The organism is Bifidobacterium sp. LH_558, assembly GCF_056356295.1.
The window spans coordinates 234,358-251,257 of the sequence record NZ_JBKETZ010000003.1 but is presented as its reverse complement, the minus strand read 5'-3'; the positions used below and the strand labels follow the sequence as shown (position 1 = coordinate 251,257).

The following is a 16,900-nucleotide window of genomic DNA, read 5'->3' as shown; positions in this document are numbered from 1 at the left end:
GCTCCTACCGGGTGTTTGATTCCAACTCAACAATCCTCTGTTCGACGTCACGCAGCCGATTGCGCAGCGCCGATTCAATATCGACTCCATTTGCGTCGGCCTGTTGGATGACGCGCAGAATCTGATCAGCGTAATCATTCGGCGTCGGCTGGGATGAGGCTTTGTTGGTACCGGCGCGATCCATGGCTTTTACGAACAGTTCCGGATCGGCGGCCTTGGCCACGCGATGCACGATCTTCGCCGCGCGAGGGAACGCGCCCTGCGCGTGCGAGATGCCTTCGATGGCTGATTTGCGGCGCTTTTCGCGCTGCTTCATCTGATTCCATGTCGCCAGAACCTCTTCGGCGGACTCCTCTTTGGCTGCGTTCGCGTCATCATCGGGCGCGAACACATTCGGATGACGCGTGATGAGCTTATCGACCAGACGGTCGCACACCTCATCCAAAGTGAACGGATCGGCCGAGTCCTTTGCGCATACTGCGGCCTGATATAGCGACTGCATGAGCAGATCGCCAAGCTCCTCGCGCATGCCCTCGCGGTCGTTCTCTTCGACCGTATCGACGAATTCGTAGGTCTCCTCAAGCAGGTTCTTGAGCAGGGTGGTGTTGGTCTGCTTCTCGTCCCACGGGCATCCGCCGGGATTGGCGAGAATCGTAACCAGAACGCGGGCACGCTCCAACGCGGTCGGCGCCTGAACGACGGGATCAAGCTTCGAACACCGTTCGAATCCTGCGGGCAGTTGGTAATCATCATGTGCGGCTTCAGTCATGCCACCCATACTAATCTCGCCCAAGTAACATCGCCCATCCGATGGTTGTGATTGGTTGGCGTGCACCTCGTCATGCCGAGCATCCCTCTCTCGTCATGCCGAGCGCAGTCGAGGCATCTCAGCCATCCTCATCCTGTTAGTGTCCACCTTCCTGCCATGTTGAGTGTTCCTCCCTCGCCATGCCGGGTATCCCCTTTCCCAGTCATGCCGAGCGTAGTCGAGGCATCTCCATCTCCCTGTCGTACACTTATCCCAGCGAGATTATGACGGCGAAACGAGGGCACATGAGCGACAACAGCACGGACCGCAAAGCGTTGGAGGCGCTGGCGGGGGAGCCGTCTCAGGAGCAGATCGCCTACTACCGCAAGCCGTTCATGGTGCTGTGGGCCGCCGTGCAGGAGGCAAGTAGCGAGTTATCTGAGGATTACGACCTTTCACCGGAAATGGCCCAACTATGGGTTGCCGAACGAATGCGCCAAGTCTCCGATTCTCTGGTGGATCGCTTGGCGGAGAAAGCCGCGTCACGCGGTATCAGCAAATCGAATATCGCCCGCGCCGCCGACGCCAGCCCTGCCAACGCCCTACGTCGCTTCCCTCGTCTGCGTGACGATTCCGATGCCGCCAAAACCCGCCTACTCATCGACGACGTCCTCGATTCGTTGGAGTAATTCCTGTCAGCGTTATCAGTGTCGTCAGCGTTGCCGATTTGATACCTACTGACGATTCGTCCACGTTCAGGATGCTCTTATCGTGGATGAAATGCCAGTTACTGCCGATTCATCCACGTTGCGGGGCTGCTCAGCGTGGCCGATCTGTCACATACTGCCTATCCATCCACGCTGCGCTGCCTCAGTGTGGATATCTCGGTAGTAACTGTCAAATCACCCACGTTGAGGAGGCGCTCAGAGTGGATGATCTGTCATATACTGCCTATCCATCCACGCTACGTTGTCTCAGCGTGGATATCTTGGTAGTAACTGTCAATTCATCCACGTTGCGGAGCTGCTCAGTGTGGACGATTCGTCATTTACTATCAGAACGTCCACGGTGAGAGGCTGATTCCCGTGGATATAACGTCACTTACTATCAGAACGTCCACGTTGAGAGTCCAGCTCCCGTGGATAAGCTGTCATTGACCATCAGAACGTCCACGCTGATAAGAGCTGCGCATCGACATGCGCGTCATCCGCCACTACAAGGAATGAGTGTGAAACGCATGATGAATGCTTGGAAAATATGCTGTCAAACCCTTATCCTGTGTTGGAAAAGTGGCAGATGGCAGCCTAATTCGTGTTGGAAAATGTGCATGCTGAGATGATTGGGTATGTTTGAAGGGCATGACAACACGGTGAAAGAGTGCTGATATGGCGTTGAGAATGACGGATGACGAGTTCGCGGCCGCGGTCGAGGAGGCGCTGGATTCGATTCCCGAACGGTTCCGCGAAGTGCTCGACAATGTGGGCATCGCCATGGCCGACGAACCGAACGAGCGCGAGCTTGCCTCCATGTGCGGTTCCCACGGCGAGTTGCTGGGATTGTATGAGGGCGTGCCGATCACGCAGCGCACCACCGGCTACGGCGGTGTGATGCCCGACATCATCACCATCTTCAAAAGTCCGCACGAGCGCGTCTGCTCCACCCGCCAGCAGCTCGTCCGCCAGATCGGCATCACCGTGATCCACGAGATCGGCCACTACTTCGGCCTCGACGACGACTACCTCCATTCGCATGGGTACTAGTTGTTGCGGATGGCGCCTGCCGTGGTAATGAGATGCTCTACTTGGTCGATGAACGGCGGAACATCAACGAAGATGATGTGGGCGAGTAAATCCCAGTTGCTGCCTTCATAATCGTGAACGATGCGATGTCTTACACCGGCGACACCTGACCAAGGAACTTCAGGGTGATCGGCTTTGAACTCTTTGGACAGCCGATACACTTGCTCCCGATGTCGTGAAGTGGCGTAGCCAGCATCCATTGCAAGGTGTAGTCGTCCTCAACCTGTTGCTGTGTAATTTCTTTGTCAAGGATGGTTTGTTCTAGTTTGCGACCGATTTCTGCGATGCGCCGGAGCCTGTGCAAGTCTTTCTCGTTCATAGCAACACCGCGTCCTCGAATACAGCATTGCGGAACGGCCCGTCGTTGAGTTCGCTCAGCTCGTACATGTCCACGTCTTTGCCGGACTTCTCTCGTAGTTCTTCAGCCATGGCGAATACGTTCAATGGGCTGAATCCGGGATTGCCTTCAAGCAGCACGTCGATGTCTGAAGTCGATGTGGCCTCGTTACGTGCGTATGAGCCGAACAGGCGTGCCGATTTCATACCGTAATGCGACAGCATGGGAACGATGAGCTCGCGAAGTTCATCATGGCTGTATATATGTGAAATCATGACAACTCCTTCGTGCTGGAAGCTAACCTACCCTCATATTAGTTGACATGTGATTGCTTGGAAAACATGATAATGGTGTGATGCCCGACATCATCACTATCTTCAAAGGTCCGCACGAACGTGTCTGCTCCACCCGTCAGCAGCTCGTCCGTCAGATCGGCATCACCGTGATCTACGAGATTGGCCACTATTTCGGCCTCGACGACGACTACCTCCATTACTAGATTGTCGCAGAATGATTTTGTGCCTTAATTGATGCTGCCTGCCCTGATGTTGTGTGTTGGTATATCGGGCGCGAGACGAAGGACTTGGGCTCGCATGCGTTGACTATGGAGTCAAGGCATGTTTGTACAGTAGATACAAAATTTCTGGTTTTTAACAAAGTTGTGAGGAGGGGCGTGTTGTCTATTCAAAATGATTTCGCTGGTTTTGCAAAGAAATTTAAAGGTTTAAGCGCGGATGCCGAGTTCGAGAGAATTTTCGGGTTTTCGAGTGAGATAATTAGACAGTCTGCGAGGATTGCGCTTCGACGCTATCGTGAATCTGATGAGTTTCATACGCAACTGAGTGGTCCAGGTTCGATTTTCTACCATGCGTTCGTGGAGGAGGTCCGGGCATCTATCGATGTCGAAGACGATTGGATTGCCAACCGTTCCGCTGATAATAGAACTGCGCCGCGTGCATATCGACGTGATGGTCTAGGTTTGGCTTTTGCTCAAGGAACGAAAGCCACTGGCGATACCAATCTGGTGTTGCGGTTGAAGAAAAAGTTAGGGCCGGTGACGTTGTTGGAAATCCAGAGCAACAGTTGTTCGGATCTGGTTCAACTGAGTTTTGATGCTCTGGAACAAGAGTCGAAAGCACGACCTCAGACCTTATGGTTCGTGGTGTACCACTGTGAGGAAGATGTGGTTCATCTGGAAGTGTCTTTGCCTGTTGGTGCGACGGACGACGGTAAGATAATGGGGTGGGACAAACGAATTGTGCTGGCTGATGTCGGCATGATGGAACAGCCTGTGGAGGATCGAGCAGATGAGCGTGGTGAGGATGACGAGCCTAGAGTCGCCATTTCCGCGCGCTGATTCGAATGGGCCATCGCTGAATCCGGATAGAATACGTTGCGCCCGTGAAACGGCTGGAATGAGCAAAGTCCAGCTCGCTGACGTCTTAGGCGTAACGCCTCGTACCATAGCGAATTACGAAGAGGAAGGCGCTCCCGCGGCCAAAAGCAGACTCTTGGCTGAGGCTCTGGGTGTTATGCCCTCGTTCTTCTCCGTGCTGCCCTCTGAGTCTGCTATCGAGGATTTGTCTATGGAACAGGTGTGGTTCCGATCGTTGCGGAAGTCTACAACTAGGCAGCGGAAATCGGCTGTTGGCCATGGTCGGAACGCTTTGTTGTTCTTCCGTTGGATTACCGATCATTTTCTGCTTCCGGAATGTGACCTCCCCATGGGTGAAGAAATCGCCTCGTCGCCAGTGCAATATGCCGTTGCTCTGCGTGGAGATTGGGGTTACGGGGAAAACCCGTTGCCTGACATGATGCGTTTGGCTGAATCCCATGGAATTCGTTTATTTGGATTGCCGGATGTGGGGCGTGAGGTGGATGCGTTCAGTTTCATGTTCGATGGGGTTCCGTATATTGCGGTCGACACACATAAGACCCCGGAACGCATTCGCTTCGACATCGCCCATGAAATCGGTCATTTGCTCATGCATGAGACTTCTCTGACTGAGTCTGATTTGAACGGACGTGATGTGGAGAAAGAGGCGCATGAATTTGCTTCAAATCTACTGATGCCAGAACGCCGTGTTGCGTCGATGATTCCTCATCATGCGAGCTTGAAGCAGATTCTTGAAGCGAAACGATACTTCAGGGTCTCTGCTGCGGCTATGGCATATCGTGCTCATGCACTCGGACGTCTGACTGATTGGGAGTACCGTTCCGTGTGCTCCGAGCTCAGTGTGCGGGGCTATCGATCCGGAGAACCTGACGGTATCAAGCGTGAGGATTCGCAGGTGTTTCGATTCATCAGCGACTCCAACCGACGCAAGGGAATTTCCAGCAGTACCATCGCCGAGGAAACAGGCTTAACTGGAAAAGAATTGCATGACCTGTCATTCGGTAATCTCCTGACCGTTATCGAAGGAAGCTCTACTGGGAGCCGTCTTTCATCAAGAGATGGAGCAAAGCCTGCGCTGACATTGCACGTGAATCAAATGGTTCGCTGAGCCTTCGCCATCACCAATCTTCCGAGATTACTGAGAATGCGTCGGCTCCCCACCAGTCAGCAGCTCGTTCGTTAGATCGGTATCACTGTGGTTCACGAGATCGGCCACTACTTCGGTCTCTACGACTACCTCCATTCGCACGGGTACTAAAAACAGAGACTCTTGCCGTGTCATATAAAAGTTCCGTTGTGTGGAGCAGTGGCTTCACGGTATATCTGTGAATTTTGCATTTTGCTGTAGACGAAGTTGTTGAGTGAGCCTGTTTTCGCTTTGCCAGACTGCAGTGACATCAATCTATGATGAGGTTGTTACGGGAGATTAGTGTTACTGGTCGTAGGTCTACAAGTGAAAACGTTTAGGTTATGGCTGCTTTATTGAGTTGTTCAGTAAGTGAGTTAGGACACACAAGATACAGCCATGATGAGAGTATCCTTTTACATTGGGAATTATTTGATAATACAATTCCGCATAGGGAGAATGTCCGATGAAGGTATCCAAAATCCATGTCAGAAACTTCAGATCGTTAGCTGATGTCGATATTCCTCTTCGTGAGGATATGACTTTGGTCATAGGTCGCAACAATACTGGTAAGACATCGCTTGTTCATGTAATGAAGAAATTCCTGCAGCCAAAGCAGAAATTTTCGCTGTACGATTTTGGTCCGGAGTCCATTGAGTATATGAAGACCTTGCTTGAGAAGGAGGATGGTGATTTAACCGGCCAGAAAATCAGCATGGATTTAACAATCGAATATGGGAAGGATGAGGATTTTGGAGCAGCGGGAATCCTTCTCATGGATCTCGATCAGGGGATTCAAGAATTTGTTGTACGTTTTACCTATGCGTTGACGGTTGAGGGACAACGGAAACTGCGCAAAGAGCTCGACGTGGCTTTTAGCGAGGTTAAGTCCAGAAATCCTTTGCAGAAAGCTCATTACTACGAACGCTGTCTCAGAGATGCACTCTTTTTGTCATCCTATGGAACACGATTAGTGGAAGCAGTGAACCCAATGAATTCATCTGATACACGACAGTTGAACAGCAGTGTCATAAAAGACGTCATTGCACTAGAAATCATCGAGGCAAAGCGTGAATCCAACAATAAAGAGGGGAGAGTGTCCACTCTATCAACACTTGCGCAACGGTATCGAGACCAGCTGCAGCACCTCGACGCGCAATTGTTAGAGGTCGATCAGGCGATTGATGATGCGAACAAAGCTTTAAGTAATCAATACGATTCCCTATTCGAAGAGGTTATTGAAGACATACGGGCTTTATCATATAACTCTGGTGAGAGTAGAATACATATTGAATCAAATCATGATAGTGCGAACATGTTTCGACAGTCCACAAAAGTCACTTATGGTGAGAGTGATGATTTGATTAGATTACCTGAAGATTTCAATGGTCTGGGTTATTTGAATTTCTTTGAAATTATATTCCATATCAAGATAGCGATTGAGTCTCTGAAACAAGGCAATACCACTTATAGCCAGGACATTGATAATCAGAAAACTCCTGCGCTGATTAACTTGCTATTTCTGGAAGAACCTGAGGCACATACGCATCCTCAGATGCAGTATGTTTTCATCCAAAGAATCGAAAGCATCATAAATCAGTCGGTGCGGCCAAACGCAGTGCGTCCGTTTAATCTTCAGACTATAATCACCACACATTCCCCTCAGATTGTATCTCAGGCTAACTTCAATGACATTAATCTCATGACTCGACCAATTCTTGGCGAGGCAACTAATGACAATGCTCTTGCGCAAGCATCACGTTTTTCCAAGGTTGATTGCAAGTCATTGGCTGATATGAAATGGCATATGCAAAGTCAAACTGCAGAGATGGATAGTCTTACTAAATTCACAAAGAAATATATTTCCTTAAATCATTCGGAATTATTCTTCGCTAAGAAAGCTGTTCTTATCGAAGGTCAAACCGAACGAATACTCATGCCAACGTTTATGCAGATTATTGACACTGAACAGGCCGGTAATGATTCGTGGGATAGTCTTTTGTCCCAACAAATTTGTATCCTCGAGATGGGCGGAGCATATGCGCATAAGATATTGCCAATATTGGCGACTTTAAATATTAGAACATTGGTCATTACGGATATGGATCCAGTAGTTGGCGCAACGGGAAGAAGTGTTTCATTTGAAAAGGCAGATCGAACTTCAAATGCAACGATTAAGGCTATCGCAAAGATAGAAGATATACTTGGAATAAAAGAGTTTGTTAATCATGCATATAGAATTAAAGAGTCTAATCAATTACTTGAGTATGTGAAGGACGATTTGGCTGGACAAGTATATCTTTGTTCTCAAACATCGTTTGGTGATTGCGTAAATCCGTCTACCAGTTTTGAGGATGCTTTCCTTTGTGAAAATAAGTTCTTCTTTCAAGAGAACTCATTTTCTGCTGAGTATAGTAATTGTATGAAATTTAAGAAAAAAATGAAGAGAGAAAGTAATTACTATGAAATCGCAAGGCAAACAGGAATTAACAAGGCTAATTTCGCGATTGAGCTTATGATGGCATATTTCTCGGGTAAGCAGTGGAATATTCCGACCTATATCCGTAAAGGTTTGTTATGGCTGAATGGATCACCCGATGAACGAGCGTAACTCTCCATGCGCTATAGATGCGATTCGTGACTGTTTGGGTCAACGGCGGTCATTTATACTTAGAGGCGGTGCCGGCAGCGGCAAAACACAGACTCTGGTTGATGCGGTGAGAATGGCGCACCAAATCGAGCCGATGGCTTCTGTCGCCTGTATTACTTATACCAACAATGCCGCCCAAGAGATTATGACTCGCGTTGACTCTCCGGATGTTGTTGCATCCACCATTCATTCGTTTCTCTGGAATCTTATATCACCATTTCAGGCTGATTTGGTCAGAGACTTCAAGACTTATTTGATGGCTAAATGGGCTCATAGCCTATCTGATGATGATAAGAAATCATTGAATGATGTTAAGGTCATTAGATATGAGGATTATCCTGATTTACCACAAGGAATCATCAGTCATAACGAATTATTGGCATTAAGCCTCGCAATGTTCACAAGGCATTCGTTGCTGATGGACTGTTTTCTTGCTAAATATCAGTTCCTGTTCATCGATGAATATCAGGATGCCGATGAAAATGTAATATCTTTGTTTCTTGACTGTATTCTTCCATATGCGCAGGAGGAAGGCTCCGACAAACCAAAACTGTGCATCGGTCTATTTGGAGATCCCATGCAATCTATATATAACAAAGGTATTACAGATATCGATTCTGGTCGACGGTTCGCAGGCAATTTTGCTGAAATATGGAAGCCTGACAACTATCGCAGTTCATCTGAAGTTATCCAAGTGATCAACAATATACGTGCTGATGGCAAACTTCAGCGACCTTCTGGAAAAGTTCGTCATGGAATAGTTACATTCCTTCACGGTCCGCAGGCTACATTCTCTGGGGCTCATATGGCTTCGTTCACTGTAGCTCGCGATCTCCCGCGATGGGCTGATCGAACGGCTAATTCAGATGCGAATTGGAAAATCCTTAGCCTCACTCATCGACAAGTTGCGAACATAGCAGGTTATGAGGAATTTCGCTCAGCATTCAGTAATAACAATCGCTTGTATGGGCAGAGTGTTGACGGTGATAATCTGGTGCTCGCGCTGCGTAAACTAGGAGGTATCCTTCACCACTATCGTGAGAAAAAGTACTCTCGGATTCTTGACCAAGTTACACCGAATGCTATACGGAGCTTTGCGGACAAGAAACGTCTTATTGGATTGCTTGATCAAACGGTAGATGACTGCACTACCATTGATATGGCGTTCAATTTGTTGTCCGAGAGTAACCTATTCTTTTCTGCCTCGCTTATTGACCAGCTTCGTCAAAAAAGCAAAGCCTTTTCTCGTATCTGTGGTTTACAGGCCGTCAATCTTATTCCATATTATGAGGAATGTGTGAACCTGACATCCTTCGAGACCATGCACGGATGCAAAGGACTTGAATATGACAATGTCTGCGTTGTGCTCGATGACACTTGGAATATGTACAGCTTCGCGAACTATCTAGCTGGCAAAGGTAAAGACACAGTGAGGGAACGCACTGCACGGCTCTTTTACGTAGCATGTTCCCGAGCCCGGAAAAATCTCGTCGTGCTCTATCCAGACTCGGAACTTGATGTTATTGCAGGTGCTAAAAAAATATTTGGGGACGATAATGTCTTGGATGCTTCACTTTTTGTCTAGGCAGATTCACGGGTTGTTTAGAGTCTAAGTGCGTGATTGACAAACGTTTTCAGGAATCTATAGATAATAGTGATAATGTGACGTGATAGTCGCCGGTGATTTGGATTCAGATGAAGTAGTGCATATTCGCGCAATGCGCTGTCAGTCAGGACAGTCAATAAGAGAGATGGAACGTTGTTTTTTGCGTCTATGATCTGGTAATCAATTCATAATGAATTCACTAGATAACTATAGAATCAAACAATCGTTGGTTTAGGCGAATTTAGCGCAAATATGAACATCCAAGAATTGCATTATAGAAATATCTCAGAGAAACGTCTGTGTTCTTATCCGTTTTGAGAATATCGAGATGTGAAACTTGTCTGGTGAAGACGATTTGTGTGTGCATAATAGTCGTATGGCAAGTTCTGTGTTATCAAAAACAGTCATTGTGGATCTCCCCTATGCCACATTCGAGGATTCGCAAGTTGAAGAAATACTGAATCGGCAGCTTGGAGAGCTTTCCTCTGATGATGTTGCTAAATCTCGGCATGCGTTGCTTGATTATCCCACAGTATATGTGGTTCATGCGGATAGGAATACGGAATATACGGTGTACGTGGGGGAGACCAATAATATTCGGCGTAGGACAAAACAGCATATCAGTCGCGATTCCATTGTGCGTGAGGACTGGAGTGAGCTGCGTAGGTGGATGGATGAAGAGCCCGAGAATGTGTCCCAGTATGTTATTGGTAATGAGCACTTCAACAAATCATTGACATTAGATGTCGAGAACAGGTTGATGAATTATTTGCTTGGCTCGCATTCAGTGAAAAAATTGAACAATCGACGGACAAATGCTCAAGGGGATTACTATACCAAGGAAGAATTCGAGCAGATTTTCAATGAAATATGGCTTGGTCTACATGATATGGACCCCAATCTGTTCCCTGCAGAGCAGATTATTCGTGATTCTGCTTTATTCAAGGCATCGCCATTCCATGAGCTGTCCAATGATCAAGTTGAAGCTGAAAATATCATTATGTCGGTGGTTGAAGATTTGTTTGAATCTTCTGTGGAACGATTGCTTGCAGAAAAGACAGGATTTAATACTAATCAAATTATGCAGGAGGATCACCCAAAACTCATTTTTGTTCAAGGTGCTGCTGGTACGGGTAAAACTGTGCTTTTAAGTCATCTGTTCTACCGTTTATCTGTGGAACTGGGGTTTGATAGTCGATTTGAAGATGAAGACGATGAGGATATGCTCAGTAGCGGAATAGATATGCTTTCGAGAACCAACAATCGACAGAACTCTTTTAAGTCGTATGTTTTGGTTAACCATCATGAACAAAAAACAGTATATAATCAAATCGCAGTGAAATTGGGTCTGCAAGACACATATGATGATGTGGTGCTATTGCCCTCTGAATTCATCAATCGTTTTAGTGAATCAGCTGTTGGGAAAAATGGGAAACCGACAGGACGTGGTATTCCAAGCAAGCCAAGAGGTAAGGCAGATGTAATTCTAGTTGATGAATCGCATTTACTTCTTACTCAAGGAAGCCAGAGTTATTCTGGTGAGAATATGTTGTATGACCTGCTTAGACGAGCGAAAGTTGTCATTGCTGTTTTTGATCCGCAACAAATACTTCAAAGCGCACAGCAGTGGGATTCAAAGTCGTTGACAACAATTCTAGGGGAACAGTTGGATAATAATCCGTCAGTGGCCGATAAGGATGCCTTTGATTTTGTTCCTATGACGATTAGTGGTGACATAGTTGATGTTTGTCATATCCGACTTGAGCAGCAGTTTCGTATTGCTGCCGACGAGGCGACGTTTAAGTGGCTTGACGATTTCATTGGGTCCCATGAGAAGCCTGGAACTATTGGTAAAATTCCTCATGACCGGGGTGAAAAGAATGAAGGAAGATATCTTCGTGATCCTTATGAGATTAGGATATTTGATTCGCCGATTGAACTCATGAGCGCCATTAAAGACAAGGCCAAGGAAAAAGCGGATGGTGAAAATGGACATGGGCTTTCACGCGTGCTGGCAACCTATGATTGGCCATACAAGAAGGGGAGGCCCAATCCAAATAGTCCGGATGGATATTGGAATGTTGAGCTATATCGCAGTTCAATCTATGATGACGACACTGGTGAAGAGAAACAGATTTGGAGAATGGGTCATGCGCCAAACGATGAAGGTAAATTCGATGTAGAAAACCCTGATGGGAATCCTTCTCGCTTTTGTCATCCGTGGAATTATTGTTTGCCTGAACTCGGCTCTCGGACGAGTGCCAAAGACGGGAAAGCATGGGCCGAAAAAGATTACACTATCGATGAGATTGGATCCACCTTCACCATCCAGGGTTTTGATTTAAATTTTGCGGGTGTGATTATTGGTCCGTCAGTCAAGTATAAGAATGGTCATATTGTGTTCGACAAGACTGCAAGTAAAAACACTAGGGCTACAAATATGCGTAACGGTTCTATCGACTATTCGGAATCCAATCTGCGTAATGAACTAAATGTACTGCTCAAGCGAGGTGTGCATGGACTTTATCTGTTCGCGGTTGACCCAGAATTGCAAAAGGCATTAAAAGACGCTGCCAAATAATAAAGGCTTAGAATTCCTGCATCTGGATTCCTTACTGCAGACGTTTTTGATACAGAGAATCGACTGTTTTCAAGCTATGTGACTAGTGAGGCGCCCATGAGTTAGGCTGGACAATAAATCCGCATCAGAGACAGTAATGCTTGTGTCTCAGAATCGGTTCGTTCGTGGTTGCCTGTGAGCACATGGATAAGACGATCAGATCGAGCAGCGTTATGGGAACGAGGCGCGTGCGGCTTCATAGAGCGTCTCCTTGGCGAAACCGCTGGTGTTGATGTACAAGCCTCTGTCGGAATCGTGTAGTCCTCCGATGAATAAACGCAGTGCGGGCACTCATGGGGAGTGATGATGCTTCACTTCGACGATGATGCGTGGAGGTGAAAGCCTCAAATCATCTGGTGAGGCAATGACATCATGGTCCTAGCCGTCGCCTTTCGGTGTCATGGAGGTGCGGTATTCCATCGCACGCAGCAGTTTTGATGCGCTAGTCTTGCAAGCATGACGCAACAGTTTAAACCGTGGTTCAGTATTGAGCAGCAGGTGGCGCGTATCGAGGCGCGTGGCATGGTGGACGCGGGCGAGTTTGCGGCGGAATTCGCTCGCATTGGATACTATCGGCTGTCTGGTTACTGGAAGGTGTTCCGTATCGGCGGATCCGGTGGCGATTTCGTAGCCGACGCACGGTTTGCGCATGTTATGGCGTTGTATCGGTTCGATGATGCGTTGCGCGCCACGCTGTTCGCGTCGATGGAGAAAATAGAAATCGCATTGCGCGTGCGTATCGGTCATGTGCTTGGTGCGCGCGATCCGCTGGGCCATATCCATCCCGAAGCGTTGCGGCCGAATCTGAGCCGCAACGGGTGGGAGCGGTTCGTGCGCAACTATGAGAATTCACGACGTAACAGCGACGAAGACTTCGAAGGCCATTACGGCGCCGACTTCGACGGCGAACTGCCGGTATGGGCGGCGGTCGAACTGCTGTCGTTCGGCGATCTCAAACACCTGTACGGGTATCTGCGCGACGAGGACCGCGGCGCAATCGCCAAAACGCTCGGCGTGAAAGCCAGCACGTTGGACGCCTGGCTCGACCCGCTGAACGATCTGCGCAACGTGTGCGCGCATCACCGCCGCATCTGGGACCGCGAATTCGAACTGAACGGCAAACCCATAGCCATGGAACGCGTCATCGGCATCGTCGCCATGTTGCTGAACGCAATGGGGGAGAGCGGCCAGCTCGCCGCCCTACGCGACTGCGTCAAATCCTTCCCATCCGATCTACCCAACAACGTACGCGCCCCACGTGTGTCCTGGCCTGGCGAAGCGCGGTGAAAACCCGTAAGACCATACAATGGTGAGCATGCAGTTTCTTATCTTGTGCGTTGTGGCGCTGGTCATCTCATCCATCGGGTTCTATCGGTTCGTGTGGTTCATCTCGTTGGGCTACGGATTCTCCATGGCCGGCATCGGCGTCGCGTTACTCGTCATCTTCGGCATGAGCGGCGCACTCACTTGGGTGACGGCGATTATGGCGGTGCTGCTCATCGTTTACGGGCTGCGACTCGGCGGATATCTGCTGGTGCGCGAACAACGCAGCGCAGCCTACCAGCGCACGATGAAGAACGAAATCAAAGACGGCTCCGGCATGAACCCGATCCTCAAAATCCTGATCTGGGTGGTGTGCGCGCTGCTGTACGTGTGCGAGGCATCGCCGCTGCTGTTCCGACTGCAGAACCATGCACCCACGGACGCGGTCGCCATCATCGGCATGATCGTCATGTTGCTCGGCATCGCGCTGGAATCGGCATCGGACTACACCAAAAACCGCTTCAAGAAAACCAATCCGCAGCGTTTCTGCGACGTGGGCCTGTTCCGCCTCGTGCGTTGCCCGAACTATCTGGGCGAAGTGCTCACCTGGACGGGCATGTTCGTCTCCGGACTCACCGCGCTCAACGGCGTATGGCAATGGTTGGCCGCCATCGCCGGATGGGTGTGCATCGTATGGATCATGTTCGGCGGCGCACGCAGACTGGAACTGCGCCAGAACAAAAACTACGGCAACGATCCCGAATATCAGTCATACGTATCCAAAACGCCGATCCTCATCCCGTTCGTACCGCTGTACAGCGTCGCGAAATACCAGTGGCTGGTGGGGTAGCAGTCTTTTCAGACTGTGGCATGGTGAAAGCGATCTCGGAGTCTGGTCTGGCCTCAATTGGGGCGTCGAGTGCCGGACCAGTGCCGGACCCCTGCCGGGCCAGTGCCGCGCATTATGCGAATAGCTACATTGAAGACTTGGCTGAGCGAAACGGAGTATTCTTGCTGAACTGATTGGAGGGGCTATGTCGTTGAGTGTTGAACAGAAGGTTGCGACGAGGCGTGAATTCGCGCGGAATTTTGAATTGTTGGGAGTGACTCCTGCGCAGGTGGCCGCCGATTTGGGCGTGAACGAGCATCGAATCGAGGACGTCATGAACCTGCGCAACGTGCGGCATCTTGAGGATGCCTGGGTGTTGCGCCGGTATCTCATGGCGAAAGCGGCACAGCAGGGCGTTGAACTGGTGCCGTTCACTGCGCTTCGCGGGAACCCGGAGGATTACTGGTTTCTTGACGCGGATCGTGTGAATACCATGATGCTTGACTGAGCGTCTTGGCGCTGGATTTTCATGGGTCCTCAGGCGATGAAACGGATGTAGGTGCGGTCGTCGAAAGCGTCCGAATCGGGGAAGAAGCCCTTTGTCGAACGGTACTTGCCGATGAGCTGCGGGTCGGTGCGGCGGATTTGTGCGAGCATGGTTTCTGATTCGTTGAGCGTGGGGAGCAAACGCGGATAGCCGTCGCTGGCAAGTATTATTTCGTCACCTGGCTCGACGGGAATGATGCGAACAGGCCAGTCGGGATTCGTATAGCCGTCGAATACGAAATAGCCGAATTCGCCGGGGCGATTGGCGAAGCGTGATTGCAATCGTAGAAACGGCAGAATCGCTGCTCGCGAATCAGCGGTTGAATCGGCCTGCGCGACGAAACTGCGCAGGTCGGCAAGTAGCGTATCCACGCGCTTCACGGTCGGAATCTGCACACCGTTGACCATCGCTTGGCAGTCGCCGAACAGCCAGATCTCATGACGCGGCGCGCTGTAGACAACGGCGTTCGCTTGCAATCGCTCCACGGGTTGCGTTGCGAAGAACTCTGCCGGTTGGGAAGGGTCGCTGCTGTATTGCGTGCGCAGAGCCGCATCCAAAGCATGCTGCATGCCACGCATGTCCAACGGCATGAGGGTGTTCGTGGAATCGGGGTAATTCAGAGAATCAGCGTCTTTGGTATCGCACTTGCACAACGCGGCCAGCAGCGTATCCTTCGCCACAACACCGGGCGAAGGATGCCACAGGTCGTATTCGGCTTTGGATGTCACCCCGTCGATCACGGCAATATAGGCGTCGCCGACGAACAAGCCGTCCTCATTCAATGACGGATCGCCATGCTTGCCCACGGTTTGTGATTCCAATATCCTCACGACATTAAGTCTAATCTGTGAAAGGCTGCGCGGGAGGAGATTCTTCGACTAAGCTACGCTTCGCTCGGAATGACGGAAGAGGCAATGCTTCGCTCAGAATAATGAGGCTGTATCGTCATAGTCGAGGCATCTCATTCGGATAACGGGTGCTGAGCTTCGCTCGGAATGACGGAGGGTGCAACGCTTCGCTGGAGACAAGGGTAGAGGAATGCCATGGAATCTTTGGCGTATACTGATATGTTCAAGTGAAGGTCAATGGAGGTGCGCGCATGGACGTTATGGATGTGGCGGATTTCTTCATCGCAACGGCGAATGAGGGCAACCCCGAAGAAGACGACGGCATGACGAACATGAAGCTCAACAAGTTGTTGTTCTTCGCGCAAGCCGCCAGCTTGCAGCGTTTTGGGAAGCCGTTGTTTGATGCGCCTTTGGAGGCATGGAAGTACGGTCCTGTGGTCAAGGATGTGTATCGGACGTTCAGCGGATATCAGCGTGATGCCATCGCCAAAGTCGCGCGTCCCTTCGACTGGAAAACCATTGATCCGGAGGTTTTGCAGTTATTGTGCGACGTGTATCGCACCTATGCGAGGGACTACTCGGCCATTGGTCTGATGCGGATGACTCATAAGCCCGGAACGCCATGGAGCCAAGCGTATGAGGAGAACCGGAACAACGTCATACCCTGCGACTCCATTCGTGAATGGGTGGTACGGACACCGTTGATGATAGACGAAGCGTCGGCACCGGACTCTTTGGTCGTCGAAGCAGAGCTAGATAAACACGGGCGCCCATTCCTTCCAGAGGGATGGGAAGACGATGATGACTGACGTTCGCCTTGGCAAGTGCGCAGAGTTTGGTTTCCGTATCGGGAAGATCCCAGCAGAGGCAAAATCGGCCGGTTGTGGTCAAAGAGGTGACCGACGATGGCTGCGTGGTGATTTGCGTGACCAGCAAGGTCGAAAAGAGTCACTTTCCGGATTTCATGTTGTTGAAGGACTGGAACGAAGAGGGACTCGACAGAGCGTCCGCAGTGAGGTGGAATCGTCTGTTGAAAGTTCCTCTCAGCGCGTTGGGAGAACACCTTGGTGATTTGTCTCCTTACGACCGTCTGGAATTGCAGATGCGATACCAGTTTCACTGATTCGTTGG

General features: G+C 49.8%; 16 protein-coding genes and 2 pseudogenes. 14 read left to right on the top strand and 4 right to left on the bottom strand.

Going from position 1 to position 16,900, the window contains the following annotated elements:
- Window positions 1–4: 4 nt before the first annotated feature.
- On the bottom strand, window positions 5–769 hold the full coding sequence (locus AC1AV0_RS05935; RefSeq protein WP_476572061.1) for a MazG nucleotide pyrophosphohydrolase domain-containing protein: 765 nt from the start codon (window positions 767–769) through the stop codon (window positions 5–7).
- Window positions 770–1,053: 284 nt separating this feature from the next.
- Between AC1AV0_RS05935 and AC1AV0_RS05930 the strand changes: the two genes are divergently transcribed.
- Both AC1AV0_RS05930 and AC1AV0_RS05925 read left to right on the top strand, forming a co-directional pair.
- Window positions 1,054–1,437 carry a transcriptional regulator gene (locus AC1AV0_RS05930; protein WP_476572059.1) on the top strand — a complete coding sequence of 128 codons (384 nt, stop codon included), beginning with the start codon at window positions 1,054–1,056 and terminating at the stop codon, window positions 1,435–1,437.
- A gap of 702 nt (window positions 1,438–2,139) precedes the next feature.
- Window positions 2,140–2,508: a metallopeptidase family protein gene (locus AC1AV0_RS05925; RefSeq protein WP_476572231.1), complete on the top strand. Its 369-nt coding sequence runs from the start codon at window positions 2,140–2,142 to the stop codon at window positions 2,506–2,508.
- On the opposite strand, the gene AC1AV0_RS05920 is transcribed toward AC1AV0_RS05925, so the two are convergent.
- The gene (locus AC1AV0_RS05920; RefSeq protein WP_476572057.1) at window positions 2,505–2,747 is read right to left on the bottom strand and encodes a HepT-like ribonuclease domain-containing protein; all 243 of its coding nucleotides are present in this window, start codon (window positions 2,745–2,747) and stop codon (window positions 2,505–2,507) included. The genes AC1AV0_RS05925 and AC1AV0_RS05920 overlap by 4 nt on opposite strands.
- A 115-nt stretch (window positions 2,748–2,862) precedes the next feature.
- Window positions 2,863–3,159 (bottom strand): nucleotidyltransferase family protein, encoded by a 297-nt coding sequence (locus AC1AV0_RS05915; RefSeq protein WP_476572055.1) that lies wholly within the window; start codon window positions 3,157–3,159, stop codon window positions 2,863–2,865.
- 71 nt (window positions 3,160–3,230) lie between these two features.
- On the opposite strand from AC1AV0_RS05915, the pseudogene AC1AV0_RS05910 reads away from it, so the two are divergent.
- The 10 genes and pseudogenes from AC1AV0_RS05910 to AC1AV0_RS05865 form a co-directional block, all read left to right on the top strand.
- Window positions 3,231–3,383: pseudogene (locus AC1AV0_RS05910) on the top strand (metallopeptidase family protein); the annotation flags it as partial.
- A 177-nt stretch (window positions 3,384–3,560) separates the two neighbouring features.
- A complete protein-coding gene (locus AC1AV0_RS05905) occupies window positions 3,561–4,241 on the top strand; it encodes a hypothetical protein (RefSeq protein ID WP_476572053.1) in 681 nt (226 codons plus the stop codon).
- A pseudogene (locus tag AC1AV0_RS05900) lies at window positions 4,192–4,404 on the top strand (helix-turn-helix transcriptional regulator); the annotation flags it as partial. The gene AC1AV0_RS05905 and the pseudogene AC1AV0_RS05900, both read left to right, overlap by 50 nt.
- A gap of 204 nt (window positions 4,405–4,608) precedes the next feature.
- Window positions 4,609–5,388, top strand: coding sequence for an ImmA/IrrE family metallo-endopeptidase (locus tag AC1AV0_RS05895; RefSeq protein WP_476572229.1), 780 nt, complete (start codon window positions 4,609–4,611; stop codon window positions 5,386–5,388).
- Between the two features lie 484 nt (window positions 5,389–5,872).
- The gene (locus AC1AV0_RS05890; protein WP_476572050.1) at window positions 5,873–8,017 is read left to right on the top strand and encodes an ATP-dependent nuclease; all 2,145 of its coding nucleotides are present in this window, start codon (window positions 5,873–5,875) and stop codon (window positions 8,015–8,017) included.
- A complete protein-coding gene (locus AC1AV0_RS05885) occupies window positions 8,004–9,641 on the top strand; it encodes a UvrD-helicase domain-containing protein (protein ID WP_476572048.1) in 1,638 nt (545 codons plus the stop codon). Before AC1AV0_RS05890 ends, AC1AV0_RS05885 begins: the two co-directional genes overlap by 14 nt.
- A gap of 397 nt (window positions 9,642–10,038) precedes the next feature.
- On the top strand, window positions 10,039–12,243 hold the full coding sequence (locus tag AC1AV0_RS05880) for a DUF2075 domain-containing protein (protein WP_476572046.1): 2,205 nt from the start codon (window positions 10,039–10,041) through the stop codon (window positions 12,241–12,243).
- 495 nt (window positions 12,244–12,738) lie between these two features.
- Window positions 12,739–13,569 (top strand): Abi family protein, encoded by an 831-nt coding sequence (locus AC1AV0_RS05875; RefSeq protein ID WP_476572044.1) that lies wholly within the window; start codon window positions 12,739–12,741, stop codon window positions 13,567–13,569.
- A gap of 28 nt (window positions 13,570–13,597) precedes the next feature.
- The gene (locus tag AC1AV0_RS05870; RefSeq protein ID WP_476572042.1) at window positions 13,598–14,395 is read left to right on the top strand and encodes a DUF1295 domain-containing protein; all 798 of its coding nucleotides are present in this window, start codon (window positions 13,598–13,600) and stop codon (window positions 14,393–14,395) included.
- A gap of 184 nt (window positions 14,396–14,579) precedes the next feature.
- Entirely contained in the window at window positions 14,580–14,882 is a 303-nt protein-coding gene (locus AC1AV0_RS05865; RefSeq protein ID WP_476572040.1) for a DUF2316 family protein, read from the top strand.
- 29 nt (window positions 14,883–14,911) lie between these two features.
- On the opposite strand, the gene AC1AV0_RS05860 is transcribed toward AC1AV0_RS05865, so the two are convergent.
- On the bottom strand, window positions 14,912–15,751 hold the full coding sequence (locus AC1AV0_RS05860; protein WP_476572038.1) for a hypothetical protein: 840 nt from the start codon (window positions 15,749–15,751) through the stop codon (window positions 14,912–14,914).
- Window positions 15,752–16,020: 269 nt separating this feature from the next.
- Here AC1AV0_RS05860 and AC1AV0_RS05855 point away from each other — a divergent pair, with 269 nt between their 5' ends.
- Window positions 16,021–16,578: a Panacea domain-containing protein gene (locus tag AC1AV0_RS05855; RefSeq protein ID WP_476572036.1), complete on the top strand. Its 558-nt coding sequence runs from the start codon at window positions 16,021–16,023 to the stop codon at window positions 16,576–16,578.
- A 74-nt stretch (window positions 16,579–16,652) separates the two neighbouring features.
- The gene (locus AC1AV0_RS05850; protein WP_476572034.1) at window positions 16,653–16,892 is read left to right on the top strand and encodes a hypothetical protein; all 240 of its coding nucleotides are present in this window, start codon (window positions 16,653–16,655) and stop codon (window positions 16,890–16,892) included.
- The last annotated feature ends 8 nt before the right edge of the window (window positions 16,893–16,900 follow it).

Coding starts and splice junctions, on each gene's coding strand:
- AC1AV0_RS05935 (WP_476572061.1), bottom strand. CDS start 769: ATGACTGAAGCCGCACATGATGATTACCAACTGCCCGCAGGATTCGAA.
- AC1AV0_RS05930 (WP_476572059.1), top strand. CDS start 1,054: ATGAGCGACAACAGCACGGACCGCAAAGCGTTGGAGGCGCTGGCGGGG.
- AC1AV0_RS05920 (WP_476572057.1), bottom strand. CDS start 2,747: ATGGATGCTGGCTACGCCACTTCACGACATCGGGAGCAAGTGTATCGG.
- AC1AV0_RS05915 (WP_476572055.1), bottom strand. CDS start 3,159: ATGATTTCACATATATACAGCCATGATGAACTTCGCGAGCTCATCGTT.
- AC1AV0_RS05895 (WP_476572229.1), top strand. CDS start 4,609: ATGGGTGAAGAAATCGCCTCGTCGCCAGTGCAATATGCCGTTGCTCTG.
- AC1AV0_RS05890 (WP_476572050.1), top strand. CDS start 5,873: ATGAAGGTATCCAAAATCCATGTCAGAAACTTCAGATCGTTAGCTGAT.
- AC1AV0_RS05885 (WP_476572048.1), top strand. CDS start 8,004: ATGAACGAGCGTAACTCTCCATGCGCTATAGATGCGATTCGTGACTGT.
- AC1AV0_RS05880 (WP_476572046.1), top strand. CDS start 10,039: ATGGCAAGTTCTGTGTTATCAAAAACAGTCATTGTGGATCTCCCCTAT.
- AC1AV0_RS05875 (WP_476572044.1), top strand. CDS start 12,739: ATGACGCAACAGTTTAAACCGTGGTTCAGTATTGAGCAGCAGGTGGCG.
- AC1AV0_RS05870 (WP_476572042.1), top strand. CDS start 13,598: ATGCAGTTTCTTATCTTGTGCGTTGTGGCGCTGGTCATCTCATCCATC.
- AC1AV0_RS05865 (WP_476572040.1), top strand. CDS start 14,580: ATGTCGTTGAGTGTTGAACAGAAGGTTGCGACGAGGCGTGAATTCGCG.
- AC1AV0_RS05855 (WP_476572036.1), top strand. CDS start 16,021: ATGGACGTTATGGATGTGGCGGATTTCTTCATCGCAACGGCGAATGAG.